The 20,696-nt window shown below is 33.0% G+C and carries 18 protein-coding genes, 1 pseudogene and 1 riboswitch; of the genes and pseudogenes, 16 read left to right on the top strand and 3 right to left on the bottom strand.

The window, feature by feature from the left end; translation table 11 throughout:
- Positions 1-39 precede the first annotated feature (39 nt).
- Positions 40-567 carry a hypothetical protein gene (locus ACJDUH_RS11465; protein WP_406765336.1) on the top strand — a complete coding sequence of 176 codons (528 nt, stop codon included), beginning with the start codon at positions 40-42 and terminating at the stop codon, positions 565-567.
- 292 nt (positions 568-859) lie between these two features.
- Here ACJDUH_RS11465 and ACJDUH_RS11460 read toward each other — a convergent pair whose 3' ends face one another.
- Positions 860-1,168 (bottom strand): hypothetical protein, encoded by a 309-nt coding sequence (locus ACJDUH_RS11460; protein WP_406765335.1) that lies wholly within the window; start codon positions 1,166-1,168, stop codon positions 860-862.
- 153 nt (positions 1,169-1,321) lie between these two features.
- Here ACJDUH_RS11460 and ACJDUH_RS11455 point away from each other — a divergent pair.
- The 7 genes and pseudogenes from ACJDUH_RS11455 to galE all read left to right on the top strand — a co-directional run.
- Positions 1,322-1,522 (top strand): annotated as a pseudogene (locus ACJDUH_RS11455) (CPBP family glutamic-type intramembrane protease); the annotation flags it as partial.
- Between the two features lie 145 nt (positions 1,523-1,667).
- Positions 1,668-2,240 carry a phosphatase PAP2 family protein gene (locus ACJDUH_RS11450; protein WP_406765334.1) on the top strand — a complete coding sequence of 191 codons (573 nt, stop codon included), beginning with the start codon at positions 1,668-1,670 and terminating at the stop codon, positions 2,238-2,240.
- An 18-nt stretch (positions 2,241-2,258) separates the two neighbouring features.
- Complete coding sequence (locus ACJDUH_RS11445; protein WP_406765333.1) at positions 2,259-2,978, top strand: creatininase family protein; 720 nt, start codon at positions 2,259-2,261, stop codon at positions 2,976-2,978.
- Between the two features lie 313 nt (positions 2,979-3,291).
- Positions 3,292-4,314: a LacI family DNA-binding transcriptional regulator gene (locus tag ACJDUH_RS11440; protein ID WP_406765332.1), complete on the top strand. Its 1,023-nt coding sequence runs from the start codon at positions 3,292-3,294 to the stop codon at positions 4,312-4,314.
- A gap of 108 nt (positions 4,315-4,422) precedes the next feature.
- Positions 4,423-5,988 (top strand): UDP-glucose--hexose-1-phosphate uridylyltransferase, encoded by a 1,566-nt coding sequence (locus tag ACJDUH_RS11435; protein WP_406765331.1) that lies wholly within the window; start codon positions 4,423-4,425, stop codon positions 5,986-5,988.
- 63 nt (positions 5,989-6,051) lie between these two features.
- Positions 6,052-7,209 (top strand): galactokinase, encoded by a 1,158-nt coding sequence (locus ACJDUH_RS11430; RefSeq protein WP_406765330.1) that lies wholly within the window; start codon positions 6,052-6,054, stop codon positions 7,207-7,209.
- A 129-nt stretch (positions 7,210-7,338) separates the two neighbouring features.
- The gene (galE, locus tag ACJDUH_RS11425; protein ID WP_406765329.1) at positions 7,339-8,325 is read left to right on the top strand and encodes a UDP-glucose 4-epimerase GalE; all 987 of its coding nucleotides are present in this window, start codon (positions 7,339-7,341) and stop codon (positions 8,323-8,325) included.
- A gap of 63 nt (positions 8,326-8,388) precedes the next feature.
- On the opposite strand, the gene ACJDUH_RS11420 is transcribed toward galE, so the two are convergent.
- A complete protein-coding gene (locus tag ACJDUH_RS11420; protein ID WP_406765328.1) occupies positions 8,389-8,631 on the bottom strand; it encodes a PF20097 family protein in 243 nt (80 codons plus the stop codon).
- Positions 8,632-8,791: 160 nt separating this feature from the next.
- On the opposite strand from ACJDUH_RS11420, the gene ACJDUH_RS11415 reads away from it, so the two are divergent.
- Positions 8,792-9,910, top strand: a complete 1,119-nt coding sequence (locus ACJDUH_RS11415; protein ID WP_406765327.1) for a YcxB family protein — start codon at positions 8,792-8,794, stop codon at positions 9,908-9,910.
- Positions 9,911-9,929: 19 nt separating this feature from the next.
- Here the strand turns inward: ACJDUH_RS11415 and ACJDUH_RS11410 are convergent, their stop codons facing one another.
- Entirely contained in the window at positions 9,930-10,541 is a 612-nt protein-coding gene (locus ACJDUH_RS11410; RefSeq protein ID WP_406765326.1) for a sugar O-acetyltransferase, read from the bottom strand.
- A 357-nt stretch (positions 10,542-10,898) separates the two neighbouring features.
- Positions 10,899-11,000, top strand: a riboswitch (purine riboswitch).
- Between the two features lie 139 nt (positions 11,001-11,139).
- Between ACJDUH_RS11410 and ACJDUH_RS11405 the strand changes: the two genes are divergently transcribed.
- From ACJDUH_RS11405 to purH, 7 genes are read left to right on the top strand one after another with little or no spacing between them, the layout of a single operon-like run.
- Complete coding sequence (locus ACJDUH_RS11405) at positions 11,140-14,904, top strand: phosphoribosylformylglycinamidine synthase (protein ID WP_406765325.1); 3,765 nt, start codon at positions 11,140-11,142, stop codon at positions 14,902-14,904.
- A gap of 23 nt (positions 14,905-14,927) precedes the next feature.
- Positions 14,928-15,404, top strand: a complete 477-nt coding sequence (gene purE / locus ACJDUH_RS11400; RefSeq protein WP_406765324.1) for a 5-(carboxyamino)imidazole ribonucleotide mutase — start codon at positions 14,928-14,930, stop codon at positions 15,402-15,404.
- Complete coding sequence (gene purC, locus ACJDUH_RS11395; protein ID WP_406765323.1) at positions 15,404-16,117, top strand: phosphoribosylaminoimidazolesuccinocarboxamide synthase; 714 nt, start codon at positions 15,404-15,406, stop codon at positions 16,115-16,117. The genes purE and purC overlap by 1 nt, the downstream gene beginning before the upstream one ends.
- Position 16,118: 1 nt before the next feature.
- Complete coding sequence (gene purF / locus ACJDUH_RS11390; RefSeq protein ID WP_406765322.1) at positions 16,119-17,519, top strand: amidophosphoribosyltransferase; 1,401 nt, start codon at positions 16,119-16,121, stop codon at positions 17,517-17,519.
- Positions 17,520-17,541: 22 nt separating this feature from the next.
- Entirely contained in the window at positions 17,542-18,537 is a 996-nt protein-coding gene (gene purM, locus ACJDUH_RS11385) for a phosphoribosylformylglycinamidine cyclo-ligase (protein WP_406765321.1), read from the top strand.
- On the top strand, positions 18,525-19,091 hold the full coding sequence (gene purN / locus ACJDUH_RS11380) for a phosphoribosylglycinamide formyltransferase (protein WP_406765320.1): 567 nt from the start codon (positions 18,525-18,527) through the stop codon (positions 19,089-19,091). Before purM ends, purN begins: the two co-directional genes overlap by 13 nt.
- Positions 19,092-19,103: 12 nt before the next feature.
- Positions 19,104-20,600 (top strand): bifunctional phosphoribosylaminoimidazolecarboxamide formyltransferase/IMP cyclohydrolase, encoded by a 1,497-nt coding sequence (purH, locus tag ACJDUH_RS11375; protein ID WP_406765319.1) that lies wholly within the window; start codon positions 19,104-19,106, stop codon positions 20,598-20,600.
- The last annotated feature ends 96 nt before the right edge of the window (positions 20,601-20,696 follow it).

Here is a 20,696-nt window from a genome sequence, read left to right as displayed (position 1 = left end):
TGTATATATATTTTCGTATTGATATTAAGAGGTGATATTATGAGACACATTGATAAAATTTTCATAGTTGGATTAATTTTTTGTATTACTATTGTAGGTTTATCAAAATCAAATATCATAAATAATTATCAAAATAAATTATTAGCTCAAAATAAAATTAATAATAAGCAATATAAGTATTTTGAACTACCAGACAAGATACTTTTGATAGATAAGGGAAAGATAATAAAAACAGTAACTAGTAATGATAACTTATATAATCAGGTATTAGATTTATCTAATGAAAGATTTGTAAGCAACTTATATCCACTCAAATGTATCAGTACCGCAGAAACCTTAAAAACGATAGAGGAAAAAGAGATGGTTTTAGAATTCATTTATCAAGAACCTAAACATACACAATTTTATGATCAATTTCTTCCACCTATTAAGCAATATGTTAAATTGCTAATGCCACTAACCGAATCAGAAACTGTAAATTTATATATTGATGACGGTAAAGGATCTCCTTTATCGCCACTTTCAAATCTGTTACCACCAAAAGATATAATTAATTTATTGAATTGATATTAATTGGCAAAATGAGCACCATAATTAAGTTACAATTTATATTAAATAAAATATTACTCCTTTATATAAAGAATTTTTAAATAACATCTAATTTAATAAAAGTTCTGGTATATTTATAAAAGAAATACCAGAATTTTTACTTCTCATACTTTTCCTTCATCTCATTCTGAATAATTACCCTGATCTTTTCAAAATCAGAATCATCAATAAAGTTATTTTTATATTTAAAAGAATATTATGCCTTAGGCATATCCTCCTTTTGCTTCAATTCCACCTTTATCTTTATAATTTATCTATTATTAACATCATCATGTAGGAGATTCATATTGCAATAAGGACATAAAACTTCATCAACATTATTTTTATAATCAAATCTTATAGGTAATCTTTCTTTACAGCGGGGACATCTCCAGAAAACAAAAGATATAATAATGAAACTTATTAATAGTGCTATTCCTGGATATAGAAATATTTTTGTTAACACTGAGGAGCCGCTAAAAGATAAAATTCGGGCTAATATACTTAATAATATAGAAGTAAATAGACAACCCAAAGCAAATTTTCTATACTTTAAAACATTTCTATTTTTATCTGTCACAAAAATACCTCCATTTATTTCATAATAAACAAAAAGCTTTCACTATTAGTATATCTTAGATATAAAAATAATACCAATATATTCTTATTAAATTAAAAGAATTTCAATTTAAGCTATTGATTTAATTAAGCTGCTTTAAATTCAGAGGTATGGGCTGTAGTTATATCAGCAATAGTGTTCGGTATTTGGCATTTTCCAAATGGACAAGACTTTCTACAGGTAATTATCACAGTATTGATTGGAGAAATATTCGGATTTGCAAGGTTCAAAGTAAAAAACTGCTCAACATTATTGGTAGGAATTGCCCATGGACTATATGATTCGTTTTTATTGATTTTAGGATGTGTTTTATAACAGTTTTATTGCCCATATTAAATATTTATTATAAAAATATTAAGTTTTGTTATTTTACAATTTTTTATCTATTATTTGTTTTACTTTTATATTAAAATAATATAAAAATGATATTTAAAATAATAAGGGTAAAGAAGGTGGGGCATTGAAATATAATATTCCTAAAAAAATTAATAAATTTGATATAAACGGATTATTATTTATAAATAGACATTTGGAAAGTAAGTTTTTAGATTTTCTAATGCCAATAATGACTGATCTCGGAAATTTAGGAGTAGTTTGGATTATAATTGCAATGGGACTAATTTTGGATAATCAGCAGGATATTGGAAAAATTGTACTAGTAACTTTAATTATAAGTACAATTATAGGAGAGGGCATTATTAAACATATTGTAAGAAGAGCAAGACCTTTTAATTCCCATAACAATATAGTACCCTCAATATCAAAGCCAATTTCCTATTCCTTCCCTTCCGGACACACCTTTTCTTCTTTTGCTGTTTCGGGAGTATTATCAGTATATTTTACTCAGTATAGATTAATATTTTTATTTATAGCATTTCTAATTGCACTGTCAAGAATTTATCTGTGTCTGCATTATCCATCTGACGTAATGGCAGGAATTATTTTTGGACTATTATGCTCAAAATTAATCTTCTTTTTACTAAACGAGCAGTATTTACAAAGGTTTGTAGCTAAAGTTGTGAATAATATTTAATAAAAGTTGGTGATTATAATGTATTTAGTAGAATATACAAGTGATGACTTTAAGAAAAATTTGGACAAAGCAAATATGGCTATTATGCCTATAGGTTCTGTGGAAGCACATGGACACCATCTTCCTCTAGGAACTGATGTGTTTTCACCACGACTATTTTGTAGTAAAATCAATGAAAAAATGGGTGATAAGCTTTGGATAGCCCCTGAAATTCCATTTGGCCAAAGCTATGATTTGTCTATCTATGCCGGCACAATCCATATACCATCTGAGGTTATGGCAAATTATGTGTATTATGCTTGTAAGAGCCTTTTTGATAATGGAATTAAGAAGCTTGTTCTATTAAATGGCCATGGAGGAAATATTAATGCACTGAATCTTGCAGCAGAACGGCTTATGCAGCTTGGTATGGATGTAATTATTATAAATTGGTGGCTTGACTTTTCCAAGGAAATACTTACTATTACAGAAGGACAAGGTCATGGCGGCGAAGATGAAACTTCTGCAATTTTATACTACGATGAAACGCTCGTACAAATGGACAATGCCATGAAGAACGATAAAAAACCGCGTATGAAGGTTTTCTATAAAGATAGAGGAAAGGTGTTATTTGAAAATGCACTGACTGGTGATGCAACCCTGGCAACAAAGAAAAAGGGAGAAAAGATCTTCACTCTGGTTACTGAAAAGATAATAGAATTAATTAGTGATTTTGGAGAGGAAGAATACTACTATTAATTTTTTATGCTATGATCGATGGACTAGTTTACCAAATAGCTGCTATGGGAAAATACTTAAATTTTGCCCTTGTATAAATAAAGTAAAAAGCCAAATGGCAGCATATCCAGATAAAATTATAGTCTTATTTAAAATTTTGTATATATAATGTAAAAGTCAATTTATAACATAGTGCATTTATCTAATCTCTATGTTTTAAATTGGCTTTTTTATTGTCTAAATTTTTTAATAAATTAAATTTACTTAGTATTGAATTTAGAATTCCTATATGTTACAATCAAATTATAGAAAAGGTTTTCTAAAGGGTGAGGATATGTCAATAACAATTAATGATGTTGCCAAAGAAGCCGGGGTATCAATTACAACTGTTTCTAGGGTATTAAACAATAACTATCCTGTTAAAGAAGAGACTAGAGTTAAAATAGAAAGTGCCATTGAGAAACTTAACTACAAGCCAAATGTTATGGCAAGAAGCCTTATTACCAAAAAAAGTTCTATGATAGGGATTATTGTTCCTGGGATAACAAATTTATTTTTCCCAACTATTGTAGAAGCTATTGATGAGGCTGTGAAAAGCAAGGGTTATAGCATTTCTCTTTCTAACACTGAAGGTGAAGCACAAAAGGAGCTTAAACTTGTTGAAGAACACATAGGCAGACAAGTAGATGGCATTATAATAATTGATCCAACAATAGAGAATTTAAAAAAGGGTGTTTACGATAAGCTTTCAAAATCTCTGCCGCTTATAATTATTAGCGGCTCTGCAGCTAGTAATAAATGCAGCTTTGTTTGCTATGATGAAGAAGTTGGAACAATTGAGGCCTTTAATTATTTACTGGAACTTGGACATAGGAAAATTGCCTTCCTCAGAGGGCACAAGAGCTTTTCTTATGATATTAAGCAGAAAATATATGAGAATATAATAGAAAAAGAAAAGCTTCAATATGAGAAAATTGTAAATGTTGGAAGAGGAAACAGTATTGAGGTTGTTGAAAGAACTCAAAAAAAGCTGGAATCACTTTTAACTGGAGAAGATAGACCAACTGCAGTCTTCGCCTGTAATGACTTAATGGCTGTAGGTATAATTAATGCATGTAACAAGCTTGGTATCAAGGTTCCAAGGGAGCTTTCAATTATTGGCTTTGATAACACTTTGCTTGCCAGTATAACACAGCCAAAGCTCACCACAGTAGATTTAAACATGAAGGAAATAGGGGCAAGGGCAGCAGCTGAGCTCTTAGATTTAATTGAAAACAGCAGTAAAAGCAGAAAAAAGCTTATACTAGATACGAACTTAGTTATTAGAGAAAGCTGCAGTAAAATTAATAGCTTATAAATATGAATGGGTTTAAACTCATTTATATTAATGTAATAGAAAAGGTTTTCTATTATTGCTCGGCCATAATTATTTTATAAATTTATACAGATCAGGAGATGTGGTACAATGGAAAATATAAATGCTGCTTACGAAGTGGAAAGACTGCTGCAGTTTGCTTTAAGGCATAAGATGATAGAGCAGTTGGATTTAATTTTAAGCAGAAATCTGTTACTTGATTTATTTAAACTTGAGGAACCCTATACAGGAAAGATAGCTTTTGAGGAACTTGAAAGTCCAGTGGAAATATTAGAAAAGCTCTTAGATTACTCTTTTAATATTGGACTTATAGAGGAGAATACAACTACTAACAGAGACTTACTTGACGCAAAAATTATGGGATTTTTAATGCCAAGACAGTCAGAAGTGGTACAAAAATTTTATAAAACTTATTCTGAAGCAGGAAATAAGCAAGCTACAGATGACTTTTATGCCTTATCTAAAGCGTCAAATTATATAAGAATGGACAGAATTGAAAAAAATTTATACTGGCTCTCGGATGGTGAATATGGAGCTTTAGAAATAACAGTTAATTTATCCAAGCCAGAAAAAGATCCAAAGGAAATAGCAGCCTCAAAATTAAGACCACAAGCAAATTATCCAAAGTGCCTATTGTGCCTTGAGAACGTGGGGTTTGCAGGACATGTGAATCATCCAGCAAGGCAAAATCATAGAGTTATTCCAATGGAATTGAATAATGAAAATTGGTATTTACAGTACTCACCCTATGTTTATTATAATGAACATTGCATAGTTTTTCATGAGAACCATGTACCAATGCAAATATCAGATAAAACCTTTATTAGGCTGTTCGACTTTGTGGAAAAGCTGCCCCATTATTTTATAGGTTCAAATGCAGACCTACCAATAGTTGGCGGATCAATTTTAAGCCATGAACATTTTCAAGGCGGTAGGCATGAGTTTCCTATGGCTAAGGCATCTATAGAAACTTATTTTACAAATGAAGAATATAAAAATGTTAAGGCAGGAATAGTAAAATGGCCAATGTCAGTTATTAGACTTTCCTCCTTTAATAAAGAAGAACTAATAAAACTTTCAATGAGGACTTTAAAGGAATGGAGAAATTATACTGACAAGGAAGTTGATATTTATGCACATTCAGAGGTAAATGGAGAAAAGGTACCTCATAATACCATTACTCCTATAGCTAGAATTAATAAGGAAGGACAGTATGAAATAGACCTTGTTCTTAGAAACAATAGAACTAGTGAAGAGTTCCCAGATGGTATTTTCCATCCACATAAGGAGCTCCATCATATAAAAAAGGAAAATATAGGCTTAATTGAGGTCATGGGACTTGCAGTTCTTCCTGGAAGATTAAACACTGAGCTTAAGGAAATTGAAAAAGTATTACAAGGTGATTTACTTACACTAGAAGCTGCTGTAGAAGATGAAAAGCATATGCTTCATAAACATGCAGTTTGGATAAAAGAACTTATTAAAGAGTATGGAACAAGCTGCACGAAGGAAAGAGCAGAGGAAATTTTAAAGAGCGAAGTAGGAAGCAAGTTCCTTAAGGTGCTTTTAGATTCTGGAGTTTATAAGAGAAATGAAGCCGGTATTCAAGGCTTTACAAGATTTATGAACAAGCTAGGTTTTACTGCTGTGGTGTAGTGTAAATAAGAAATAAAATTTGGAACTGTATATTAAAAAATTATAACTTGTGGAGGGGTTTTGATGTTAGAAGAGTTAAAAAAGAAGTTTGTTGAGCTTTATGGAGAGGGAGAAATTAGAGAGTTTTTTTCCCCAGGAAGAGTAAATTTAATAGGAGAGCATATCGATTATAATGGCGGATATGTGTTTCCTTGTGCTTTAGAGTTTGGAACTTATGGATTAGTAAGAGCAAGAAAGGACAAAAGTGTAAACTTTGCTTCTACAAATTTTGATTTAAAGGTTAATGTGGAATTAGATAATATAGTTTATAAGAAGGAAGATGATTGGGCTAATTACCCTAAGGGTGTTATGAAGGTTATGCAAAATCAAGGCTTTAAGCTTGGAGGGATGGATATACTTATTAGCGGAAATATCCCTAATGGCGCAGGACTATCTTCCTCAGCTTCTCTAGAAGTGCTTACTGCAGTTATTATTGATACCTTATTTAATGGGGGAAAAGCTGATAGAGTTGAATTAGTTAAAATCTCTCAAAAGGCTGAGAACAGCTTTGTAGGTGTGAATTGCGGAATAATGGACCAATTTGCAGTGGGAATGGGAAGGGAAAATGAAGCTATATTATTAGACTGCGGTACCTTAAAGTATAATTATGCTAAGGTTGAACTGGGAGAGTTTACTCTTGTTATTATGAATACAAATAAGAGAAGAGCTCTTAATGAATCAAAATACAATGAAAGAAGAGCTGAATGTGAGGAAGCCCTAGCTATACTAAAAGTGGAAAAACCTATAGAAGCTCTTTGTGATTTAACTAGAGAAGAGTTTAACCTTTTAGAAAATAAGATTACTAAAATTAATGTTAGAAATAGAGCAAAACATGCAGTATACGAAAATGAAAGAACAAAAGCAGCCTTCAGTTATTTAAATGAAGGTAAGCTAATGGATTTTGGAAGGCTTCTAACAGAATCTCATAATTCCTTAAGAGATCTTTATGAAGTTACAGGGGTGGAACTAGATACTTTAGTTTCTGAGTCCTTAAAGGCAGCTGGCTGCATTGGAGCAAGAATGACAGGTGCCGGCTTTGGTGGTTGTGCCATTGCCCTTGTAGAAAAGGATAAGGTGGAGAGCTTTACTCACGAAGTTAAAGAAGGCTATGCTAATAATATAGGTTATGAACCAAGCTTTTATTTAAGCGGAGCTTACAAAGGAACTCATGAGGTAATATAGTAATTAGAAATGTTATTAGAATAAAGAATGAAATATTTATTTAGAATTAAAATGAATTCTAAATAATGTGGTATTACAGCAGGTAAATAAAAAACAATTAAAATTTATAAATAATTGGAGGTTTTTAATATGGCTATTTTAGTATGTGGTGGAGCAGGATATATAGGCAGTCACATGGTTGCTGCACTACTTGAAAAAGGAGAAGAAGTTGTAGTTCTTGATAATTTTCAAAAGGGTCATAGAGAGGCTATTTTAGGCGGAAGTGTCTATGAAGGAGATTTAAGGGATAGGTCAGTTTTGGATAAAGTATTTACTGAAAATAATATTGATGCAGTTATTGACTTTGCTGCTGATTCACTTGTTGGCGAAAGTGTAACAGAGCCTTTAAAGTATTTTGAAAACAACGTAGGCGGAACCTTAAGTTTATTAAGAGCCATGAAGGATTATGGAGTTAAAAACATAGTATTTTCTTCTACAGCTGCAACTTATGGTGAACCTGAAAGTACTCCTATATTAGAAAGTGATAGGACCTTTCCAACCAATCCTTACGGAGAATCTAAGCTTACTGTAGAAAAGATTCTAAAATGGTGTGACAATGCCTATGGAATAAAATATACTGCTCTAAGATATTTTAATGCAGCAGGAGCTCACGAAAGTGGAAAAATAGGTGAAGACCACAGACCTGAATCTCATCTTATTCCCTTAATTATTGAGGCAGCTCTAGGAAAAAGAGAAAAGATAATGATATTTGGAGATGACTACAATACTGAGGATGGAACTTGTGTAAGAGATTATATTCACGTAATGGATTTATCACAGGCACATCTTTTAGCAGTTGACAGATTAAGAAAAGGCGGAGAAAGCAGAATTTTTAATCTTGGAAATGGTAAAGGCTTTTCTGTTAAAGAAGTTATAGAAGTTACAAGAAAGGTAACTGGAAGAGAAATAAAGGCTGAAGTTGCACCAAGGCGTGCTGGGGATCCTGCTGTTCTAATAGCCTCCTCACAAAAGGCCATAGATGAACTTGGCTGGAAGCCAAAATTTGCTTCTCTTGAAACTATTATAAAAACAGCTTGGAATTGGCATTTGAATCATCCAGAAGGATACGATAGATAGACTTAATAAAAAATAAGGTTTTGCTTTGGCAAAACCTTATTATATTATTAATTAAATTTATGATTAGTACTCCTCAGTAAATTTAAAATTTGCTCTTTCAGGAACGTCTATTATCAATTTATGACAATGAAAACATAGATTTGCTATTGGAAACTCAAATTTTGCAGAACTCCGAACAGTTATACTATTACATGCTTTATCCAAGTAACTTTTCTCTGCTTCAGGATACCATTCAATATTCCCAAAACCTGAGGGCGTATCCAGTGTTCCTATACTCATTTCTCTTCCACAAAATGGACAAATCACAATAATACCTCCTTGTTAATTGTTTTTTCATTATTCACATTATAATTCTTTATGTATGCTTTTCCTAAAGTAAATCCACCCCAAGACGAAAATAGTAATATCTAAGTAAAAATGATTCTAACCATTGGAAATACTATATATTCTTAAGGAGGGATATCAAATGGATAGTCAGAAAAAGATTATTGTAAAGTACACTTTTAAGGATTTGAAAGCATTTGTATTCTCTATAACTTACCGTGGGATACTAGGAAAATTCAATTATATATTCTCAGGATTCATATTACCTTTATTATGTATTGTCATGGTGTTATCTTATATATTTTTAATCGGGGATAATAATCCTTTGATTATACTGCCTTCTATTATCGTCATTATTATGTTCGTAGCTTTCACTCATTTACCTTTCTACTTGCAGTATTACACCTTAAAAAAATCCATGAAAAAAAACAATTTTTTGAAAGATCCACTATGTTTTGAATTTGAAGAAGATAAGTTAATCATATCTTCTTCAAAAGGAAATAACTCTGTTCTGTGGAAGGATATTTATAAAGTTTTGGAGTTAAAACCCTGTTTTGTTATATATACTTCACCAGTTAAGTATTTTATCATACCAAGAAGATGTTTAGCCGATTCTGAACAATTAGGGCTTGTATTTAACACTCTTACACATAACATTGATAAGAAAAAATTAAAATTAAAACATTATCCCCTTGAAAAGGTTTCTCAAGAGGAGCCTGAGTACAGCTCTTTTGAAACTATCAATGATGCTTCAATTTCTTTAGAACAAACACCGCTGCTTCAGTTACAAGTTTCTTTTACAAAGGAAGAATATATCGCAATTAATTACAAGCTTTATTACACCTCTCCTACAGTTATTATAATGGCTGCTATTGGCATTCTTCTTATTATAAGCTACATAATTGCTCCAATATCTAATGGCAGCAATGCATTAATAAGACTTTTTATTGGACTTTTCTTAGCAATTATTCTACCGATTATGCTTTACTTTAAATTGGTAAAAAGCTTTGAAAAAGATGCCTCATTTAAGCAGGAATATACCTATAGCATTTATGAAGACTGTTATATTATACAAAATGAGAGTACAGAACATAGGGTATTATGGTCCGATCTAGTTAAGGCAAAGGAGCTAAAAACAGCTTTTCTGTTGTATGAAACAGAGTATATTGCGCAGATTTTACCAAAGAGGATTTTTAAAGAAGATGAAGTTAAAATGAATATTTTACGAGATCGAATAAATAATATGAAGACCCATCGCTGATTCATACGTGGGAATTTTATTACTTATAATCATCAACATCAAATTCATAATTTTTATAATAATACTTACGGTCTTCTTCTGTTATCTCACGAATAACCTTGCAAGGATTTCCTACTGCTATTACATTATCAGGAATATCTTTGGTAACAACACTTCCAGAACCTATAACAACGCTATTGCCAATATGTATTCCAGGATTAACGACAACATTACCTCCAAGCCAAACATTATTTCCAATAGTTATACCAATGCCGTATTCATATCCAGAATTTCGAGAAGCAGGATGTATGGGATGACCTGCTGTATAAAGCGAAACATTTGGAGCAAATTGTACATTATTACCTATTATTACTTTTCCCACATCTAAAATAGTGCAGTTGTAATTAACAAAAAAATTATCTCCGACTTCAATATTCTTCCCATAATCACAATGAAAGGGGGCTTCAATATATACACTTTTACCTGCTTTACCAAGAATATCTCTTATTAAACTATCAATTTTCGCACTTTCATCTGGCTTACAATGATTATACTCGTATATCTTCTTTTTATTCTCCATTCGTTCTTCAGCCAGTCCGTCTAGCCATGCCTTATATGGAAGACCAGAAAGCATTCTTTCTTTTTGATTCATAGTTATTCCTGCCTTTCTTCTGTCTTTATAGCAAAATATAAATTTAAATGAATTATTTAATACAAATAGAGAATGTGATGTATATGATTTCTCCTTTAATAAAAAGTATTAAAAATTATTTCTATAAGTATTATACCATATAATCCCACATGCATTTCTAGTTTGTTTTACAAATGTTACCTAATTATGATGTACAAGATATCATAATTCTATATAGCTAAAGATATATGCAAAAGGCATAGAAAATACGAATTATAGAATTTACACAAATGTTAAAGTTCGTTATTATACGAATATTAAAAATAATTTTGTTAGGAATGTTGTAATTTGTAATTTAAGATGTTATTATGTATTTATCAAACAACTTAATAATTCATCCATATAATTTCGATGATAGGGTTCGAAAGTTTCTACGAGAAAACCGTAAATTTTCTGGCTATGGGTGAGTCCTGGAAATTAAAGCTTATGTTTAGACAGCTTTTATTAAAGTTATCTAAATATACTAAGTTTTATTTGTTATGTGTCTTTTTATTTAATTCCAGCATGGACTTACCTAAGTCTGTGTTGGAATTTTTTATTTTGCAGAGGAGTGTTGTCTATGGAAAACAAATTAATAAGGTTATTTGTTGAGAAGAAGCCAAGTTTTGCTGTGGAAGCTCAAAGTCTCCTTAAGGACTTAAAGTATAATGCTAAGATTAAGGGCCTTACAGCAGTTCGAGTAATTAACAGATATGATATTAGTGGAATATCAGAAAAAGAGTTTGAGGTAGTTAAGAATTATATTCTTTCCGAGGCCGCTCTTGATTATTCTTATGAGGACTTAAACATAGATGAAGGAGATATAGCTTTTGCCTATGAATATTTACCTGGGCAGTATGACGTAAGAGCTGATTCTTCTTTGCAGTGTATTCAACTGCTTTTAAGCATAGATGAAGTGCAAATTCAAACTGCTAAGGTAATAGTTTTAAAGGGAGTTATTTCTAAGGAGGAATTTGATAAAGCTAAGAATTACTGTATTAACTCTATAGATTCTAGGGAAGCTGAAATGTCAAAACCAAAAACGCTTAATAAGCAGGTTCAAGTTAAGAATGAAGTGGATATCCTTGAAGGCTTTATTGATTTAAATGAGGATGAATTAAATAAGCTTAGGGTTAATTATGGTTTTGCAATGACCATAGAGGATTTAAGCTTTGCAAGAGATTACTTTAAAAATGAGGAAAAGAGAAATCCAAGTATAACAGAATTAAAGGTTATTGACACATATTGGTCAGATCACTGTAGACATACTACCTTTATGACCAATATTCAAAATGTAAGGATTCAAAAAAATAAGTTTACTGAACCTATAAAAGATACCTATGAAGGATATTTAGATAGCAGAGCTAATGTTTATAAAAACAAAGTAAAACCAGTTTGCCTTATGGATATTGCAACTATTGCAATGAAGGAGATGAGGCAAAAGGGTCTCCTTGAGGATTTAGAAGTTTCTAGAGAAATTAATGCCTGCAGTATTGAAGTGGATGTGGATGTGGAAGGGAAACTAGAAAAGTGGCTTGTAATGTTTAAAAATGAAACTCACAATCATCCTACAGAAATTGAACCCTTTGGAGGGGCAGCTACTTGTCTTGGCGGAGCAATTAGAGATCCTCTTTCTGGAAGAGCCTATGTTTATCAAGCAATGAGAATAACAGGCAGTGGAGACCCAAGGGCTAAAATAGAGGCTACAATTAAGGGAAAGCTGCCTCAAAGAAAAATAGCACTAGGGGCTGCAGAGGGTTACAGCTCCTATGGAAATCAGATTGGTTTAGCAACTGGACAAGTAGTTGAACATTACGATGAAGCTTTTGTAGCAAAAAGGATGGAAGTTGGAGCAGTTATTGGTGCAGTACCAAAGAAAAATGTTAGAAGAGAAGCACCTGTGACTAATGATGTGGTAATTTTAATAGGCGGAAGAACTGGCAGAGATGGCTGTGGCGGGGCTACTGGTTCTTCTAAAGAACATAATGAAGCTTCAATTATTAGCTGTGGTGCAGAAGTTCAAAAGGGAAACCCTGTTATTGAAAGAAAGATTCAAAGGCTCTTTAGAAACCCTGAAGCGGCAAAGCTTATTAAATGCTGTAATGACTTTGGAGCAGGGGGAGTTTCTGTTGCTATTGGAGAACTTGCAGAGGGTTTATTAATAAATTTAAATTTAATACCTAAAAAATATGAAGGACTTGATGGTACAGAGCTTGCTATATCAGAATCTCAAGAAAGAATGGCAGTAGTTACAGCTAAGGAGGACGCAGAGAATTTCATTTCTCTTGCTAAGGAAGAGAATCTTGAAGCTGTAATTGTGGCAAAGGTTACTGAGGAAAAAAGACTTAAAATGCTTTGGAAGGGTAAATATATAGTTGATATAGCTAGAAGTTTTTTAGATACAAATGGTGCAAAACAAAATATTGATGTAGCAGTACAAGCTCCTCTGGAGGAGAAAAACTACTTTAATAATTCTAACTACATTATTAAAAATTTAAAAGAGGATTGGCTTAATAATTTAAAGGACTTAAATATATGCCTGCAAAAGGGATTAGGTGAAAGATTTGACAGCACTATTGGAGCTGCTTCAGTACTGATGCCTTATGGGGGAGAATATCAAGTTACTCCTGCAGAAGGAATGGCAGCAAAGATTCCAGTATTAAAAGGTGATACCAATACTGTATCCTTAATGAGCTTTGGATATAATTCAAAAATTGGTAAATGGAGTCCCTTTCATGGTGCGGTATATGCAATAATGGAAGCTTTGACGAAAATAACCGCCTTAGGAGGAGATTATAAGAAGGCTAGGCTTTCTCTTCAAGAATATTTCGAAAGACTGGGTAAAGATTCAGCAAAATGGGGGAAACCCTTCTCTGCTCTTCTAGGTGCTCTTTATGTTCAAAAAGAACTGATGGTACCGGCAATAGGGGGAAAGGACAGTATGTCAGGCAGCTTTAAGGAGCTAAATGTGCCTCCAACTGTAGTAGCCTTTGCAGTTTGCTTAAGTGATGTAAATTCAGTTTTGTCACCAGAATTTAAGAAAGCAGGCAGTAAAGTGGTTTTATTAAAGGCAGAACGTGATGATAAAGAACTTCCTGTATTTAATAAGCTGAAGAGCAATTTCGAAAAAGTAATAGAACTTAATACAAAAGGTAAAATCCTTTCTGCAATTTCTGTTAAAGCAGGAGGTATAAGTGAAGCAATAAGCAAGATGTGTTTTGGAAATAAAATAGGGTTTCAATTTTCAAAATCCTTTTCCAGCAGTACATTACTTTGTCCAGATTATGGCTCAATAATCTTAGAGCTAGACGGTGAGGTAAATATAAGTGAGCTTCTAAAGGGAACTGGATATGAAGATCTAGGTTTCACGATAGATGAAGAAAAAATTCAAATTGGTGAAGAAATAATTTCACTTAATGAAGCCTTAGAAAGCTATACAAATCCATTAGAAGAAGTATTTCCTACAAAAGTTCATGAAGATAAAGAGGTACTTCAAAATATTTGTTTTGAAAAAAGCTTAAATAATTCACCAATTATTAAGGTTCCAAAACCTAAGGTATTTATTCCTGTTTTCCCTGGCACAAATTGTGAATATGACTCACAAAGGGCCTTTGAAAAATCAGGAGGAGATGTGAAGTCCTTTGTATTTAAAAATTTAAATCACAAAGATATAGAAGAAGCTATAGATAAAATGGTTAAGTATATTGATGACACGCAGATAATGATGCTGCCTGGAGGCTTTAGTGCTGGAGATGAGCCTGATGGTTCTGGTAAGTTTATAACAGCAATACTCAGAAATGAAAGAATTAAAGAAGCTGTGATGAGACTATTACATGAAAGAGACGGGCTTATGCTGGGTATATGCAACGGCTTTCAGGCACTAATAAAGCTTGGTCTAGTGCCTTATGGAGACATTAGAGAATTATCCGAGAATAGCCCAACTCTAACTCATAATTCTATTGGAAGGCATGTATCCTGCATGGTTAGAACAAAGGTGGTTTCAAAGCTTTCACCTTGGTTTAGTAATGCAGCATTAGGAGAAATACACACTCTGCCGGTATCTCATGGTGAAGGACGTTTTGTGTGCAGTGAAGAGGAAATTAAAAGACTTATAAATAATGGACAAGTAGCTGCTCAATATGTGGACTTTAAAGGTAATGCAACCTATGACATTGAGCATAATCCTAATGGTTCTTATTATGCTGTAGAAGCTATAACAAGTCCAGATGGAAGAATACTTGGCAAAATGGCTCACAGTGAGAGAAGAGGCATGGGCCTTTATAAAAATATACCTGAAATTAATGAACAGAAGATTTTTGAAGCAGGAATTAATTATTTCTTATAATTTTAAAGCTGGAGGTTTTAGTAATGATTGCTATTATTTTTGGAAGCAAGTCGGATAAGGATATTATGAAGGGAGCTGCAGAGGCTTTAAAGGAATTTGGTATTGAATACAAGGCCTTTATTTTATCTGCTCATCGAGTTCCTGAAAGACTTTTAGAAGTTATTAAAGAGCTAGAAGAGGAGGGCTGTGAAGGAATTATTGCTGGAGCAGGGCTTGCAGCACATTTACCTGGAGTTATCGCTTCACATACCACCTTGCCAGTTATAGGAGTTCCTATAAATGCAGCAGTTAATGGCATGGATGCATTACTTTCCATAGTTCAGATGCCAAAATCAATTCCCGTTGCTTCAGTTGGTATTAATAACAGCTACAATGCAGGAATGCTGGCAGTACAGTTTTTAGCATTAAAGTACCCGGAAATAAAGGAAAAATTAAAGTTATATAGAGCAAATTTAAAAGAAAAATTTATAAGAGAAAATAATGAGGGAGTGGAATTTTAATGGAAAAATTAGAAATGATTTATGAAGGAAAGGCAAAGAAGGTATATAAAACAGAGGATAGTGAGAAGGTTATAGTTTATTATAAGGACGATGCAACAGCGTTCAATGGTGAGAAAAAAGGCCAAATTGAAGATAAAGGTATATTTAACAACACTATAACCTCAATGCTTTTTAAGCTGTTAGAAGAAAGTGGAGTAAGAACTCATTTTATAGAAAAATTAAGCGACAGAGAGCAGCTTTGCAAAAGGGTGGATATAGTTCCACTAGAAGTAATTGTAAGAAACGTTGCTGCAGGAAGCATGGCTAAAAGATATGGTCTAGCAGAAGGTACAGAGCTTAAAACTATAGTGTTTGAACTTAGCTATAAAAATGATGCCTTAGGAGATCCATTAATTAATGATTATCATGCAGTAGCAATGGGTATAGCAACCTTTGAGGAACTTAAACTTATATACGAAATGACTGCTAAAATTAATGAATTGCTAAAGGAGTTTTTCTTAAAGCAGGGCATAAAATTAATAGATTTTAAGCTGGAATTTGGCAAGACAAAAGAGGGAGAAATTATTTTAGCTGATGAAATATCTCCAGATACCTGCAGATTTTGGGATGCTGTTACAAATGAGAAGCTTGATAAGGACAGATTTAGAAGAGATTTAGGTAACGTAAAAGAAGCTTATGTTGAAATATTAAAAAGAATTAGTGGAGAAAAATAATATGATGTTTGAGGATGATAAGCTGAAAGAAGAATGCGGAGTATTTGGTATTTTTGGTAAAGAACCTATAGAAGCTTCTTCTATAACCTATTATGGACTTTATGCACTTCAGCATAGAGGGCAGGAAAGTGCAGGTATAGCTGTAGCAAAAAATAGTGAAATTGAATGCTATAAGGCTATGGGATTAGTTTCTGAAGTATTTAATAAGGATTTAATTGATCCCCTAGAGGGAAATTTAGCTATTGGACACGTTCGTTATTCTACCACTGGCTCAAGCAACGTAGTTAATGCTCAGCCAATAATAGGAAAGTACAAGCTTGGTTCTATAGCTATTGCTCATAACGGAAACCTGGTAAATGCAGATATAATAAGGGAGCTTTTAGAGGACGGTGGATGTATTTTCCAAACTACCAATGATTCTGAAGTTATTTTAAATCTTATTGCAAGAGGAGCTAAAAGGGGAATAGAAAAAGCTGTTGTGGACGCTATTCAGGCAATTAAGGGTTCCTATGCCATAGTAATTTTAACAGGAGACAAGCTTATAGGAGTAAGGGATCCCAATGGTATAAGACCTCTTTGTATTGGAAAGTTAAATGACAATTATATACTATGTTCTGAAAGTTGTGCCCTAGATGCTGTAGGTGCAGAACTTATCAGAGATGTAAGGCCGGGAGAGATAGTTATTATAGATGAAAATGGCTTAAAATCTATTGATTTTAGCGAGAGAGCTAAACATGAAATATGTTCTTTCGAGTATATATACTTTGCAAGACCTGACAGTATAATGGATGGTATAAATGTTTATGAAGCAAGATATAAAGCTGGGGAAAGATTGTATAAAGAGAATCCAGTGGAGGCTGATGTGGTTATAGGCGTGCCAGACTCTGGCATGGCAGCAGCTATGGGTTATGCAAAGGCTTCTGGAATTCCTTATGGTATGGGCTTTGTAAAAAATAAATATGTAGGAAGAACCTTTATAGCCCCATCTCAAAGTATAAGAGAGAAAGCTGTTGCAGTAAAGCTTAACCCTTTAAAAATAAATATTTCCGGAAAGAGGGTTGTTCTTATAGATGATTCTATTGTAAGAGGGACAACTAGTAAAAGGCTTGTAGAACTTTTAAGAAAAGCTGGAGCTACAGAGGTGCATTTTAGGGCAGCTTCTCCAGTGGTTAAATATCCATGCTATTTTGGAATAGATACTCCTTATAGAAAAGAACTTATAGGTGCGCAATTTGAGCTTTCAAAGATTAAGGAAGAAATAGGTGCAGACAGCTTAACCTATCTTAGCTTAGAGGGGCTTCTAGACTCACTTGGAGGAGTAAATAGGTTCTGTCTTGGCTGCTTTAATGGAATATATCCTGTAGCTGCACCAATAGAAGCTTCAAAGGAACATTTAGAATAACTTTGATAAATAAGGAGGAATTATGTTGAATTATAAAAATTCTGGAGTAAATATAGAAGAAGGCTATAAGGCAGTAGATTTAATTAAAAACCATGCTAAAAGAACTTATATACCTGGAGTTTTAAATGGACTTGGAAGTTTTGCAGGAATGTTTGAACTTGGAAATTATAAAAATCCTGTACTTGTATCTGGAACAGATGGAGTAGGTACAAAGCTTGATATAGCCTTTAAAATGAAGAAATATGATTCAGTAGGAATAGATTGTGTTGCAATGTGTGTTAATGACATTCTTTGCCATGGTGCAAAGCCGCTGTTTTTCTTAGATTATTTAGCATGTGGAAAGCTTGAAGCTACAGTAGCAGAGCAGCTTGTAAAAGGAGTTTCTGATGGATGCCTTCAGGCAGGATGCGCCTTAATTGGTGGTGAAACCGCAGAAATGCCTGGTTTTTATAGAGATGGAGAGTATGATATAGCAGGCTTTTCAGTTGGTGTTGCAGAAAAGGATAGAATAATAGATGGAAGTGATATAAAAGCAGGGGATGCACTTATAGGAATAGAAGCCTCTGGAATTCACAGTAATGGTTACTCCTTAGTAAGAAAGCTTATAAAAGATATTGAGGAAGAATATAATGGAAGACCAATTGGAGAGAAGCTTTTAACACCTACTAAAATATATGTAAAACCAATATTAAAGCTTATGGAAAGCTTTGATATAAAAGGCATGGCTCATATAACTGGCGGCGGTTTTTATGAAAATATACCAAGAATGTTTAAGGATAATTATACTGCTGTTGTTAAAAAAGATAGCTTCCCTGTTTTAGATATTTTTAAGCACCTTATAAGCCTTGGCGCAGATGAAAAACACATGTTTAATACCTTTAATATGGGCATTGGCTTTGTGCTTTGTATTAAAAATTCAGAGGTGAAAAATGTAATTGAGGCTTTAGTAAAGCTTGGACTTAAGGCTTATAATATAGGTTATGTAGAAGCTGGAGGCGAAGGATTGTGCTTAGAATAGCAGTTTTTATCTCCGGCAATGGCAGCAATCTTCAAGCGATAATTGATAACATTGCTTCAGGCTACTTAAATTGCAGCATTGAAATGGTAATAAGCGATAAAGAAGGGGTTTATGGGCTAGAAAGAGCGAGAAAGAAAAACATAGTAACTTATGTATTTGATAAGAAAATATATGGTACTGTACTTTCAAAAGAGATACTTAAGATCACCTTAGGTAAAGTTGATCTAATTGTACTGGCTGGTTTTTTATCAATTTTGGATAAAGAAATAATAGACTGTTTTAAGAATAGAATTATAAACATTCATCCCTCATTAATACCAGCCTTTTGCGGACCGAAAATGTATGGAATAAAGGTACATGAAAGTGCCATAAGCTATGGCGTTAAATATTCAGGGTGTACTGTGCATTATGTGGATGAAAGTATAGATACTGGTGCAATAATTTCTCAAAGAGTAGTTCCTGTTTTTCCAGAGGATACAGCAGAGATGCTTCAACAGAGAGTGCTTATTGAGGAACATAAGGCTCTATCAGAGGTTATAAAAAGTTTTGAATAAGGAGGCAGAAATTTGAAAAGAGCATTAATAAGTGTTTATGATAAAACTAATTTACTAAATTTAGCAGAATTTCTCGTTAATAATGGTGTTGAAATAATATCAACAGGGGGAACTTATAAATATTTAAAAGAAAATAATATTAATGTAACTGAAGTTTCAGAAGTAACGGGCTTTGAGGAGATATTAGATGGCAGAGTCAAAACTCTTCATCCCTTCATTCATGGTGGAATCCTTGCCATTAGAGATAATGAAGAACATATGGGAAAACTAGAGGAGAAAGGTATTATTCCAATAGATTTAGTAGTAGTTAATTTATATCCCTTCTTTGAAAAAGTAGATGAGAATATTGATTTTGAAGAAAAGGTTGAATTTATAGATATTGGCGGGCCAAGCATGCTTAGGGCGGCAGCTAAGAATTTTAAAGATGTAATTGTTCTTAGTGATGTTAAAGATTATGAAAGTGTAATTAATGAAATAAAAGAACAAAAGGAGCTTTCTTTTAATACAAAAAAAACTTTAGCTGGAAAAGTATTCAATTTAACAGCAGCTTATGATGCAGCTATAAGTAATTTCTTATTAGAAGATAAATATCCAGAGTACTTTACTATATCCTATAAAAAGAATACTGCTTTACGATATGGAGAAAATCCTCATCAAGCTGCAGCCTATTACGAAGCAGCCTGTGGTACAGGGGCCATGAAAAACTTTGTTAAGCTTCATGGTAAAGAGCTATCCTATAACAATTTTAAGGATATGGATATAGCTTGGAAAGTAGTAAATGAATTTGAAGAAACAGCCTGCTGTGCAGTTAAGCATAATACCCCTTGTGGAGTTGCTCTTGGAGAAAGCGCTAAGGAAGCTTATGTCAAAGCCTATTCCTGTGATGAGGTTTCAATCTTTGGAGGCATAGTTGCCTTTAATAAAGTTGTGGATAAGGCTACTGCAGAGGAATTAGTAAAAATATTTTTAGAAATTGTTATAGCTCCAGATTTTGATAAAGATGCACTGGAAATCCTATATTCGAAGAAAAATTTAAGAGTTATTAGCTGCAGCATAAAACCAGCAGATAGCCTTGAATTTGTTTCTGTTGATGGTGGAATGCTTGTACAAAATAGGGATAATGAATTAATAGATGAAATAAACTGTGTTACAGATAAAGCTCCTAGTTCAGAGGAATTAGAGGAATTGATTTTTGGTATGAAGGTTGCTAAATACGTTAAATCAAATGCAATTGTAGTTGTAAAGGATAAAACTGCAAAGGGAATTGCAGGGGGGCAGACAAATAGAATATGGTCAGCTGTACAGGCACTTGACAGGGCAAAGAATGGGGTAGTACTTGCCTCTGATGCATTCTTCCCCTTTGGCGATGTAGTAGAGGAAGCAGCAAAATATAATATAAAGTCTATAGTCCAGCCAGGTGGCTCAATACGTGATAAGGATTCTATTGAAGAATGCAATAAATATGGAATCTCAATGGTCTTTACTGGAATAAGACATTTTAAACATTAAAAGTTATAACAAGAACAAAATGATAAAGTAGATTGCTTTGGAATCTATTTTATGAACAAATTAAGGATATTTTTCCGGATAGAAAACTTTATTTCT

This window comes from Candidatus Clostridium radicumherbarum (assembly GCF_045310525.1).
Classification (GTDB): domain Bacteria; phylum Bacillota; class Clostridia; order Clostridiales; family Clostridiaceae; genus Clostridium_AT; species Clostridium_AT radicumherbarum.
The sequence above is the reverse complement of the archived record's forward strand: the minus strand, read 5'-3'. Positions and strand labels throughout refer to the sequence as shown.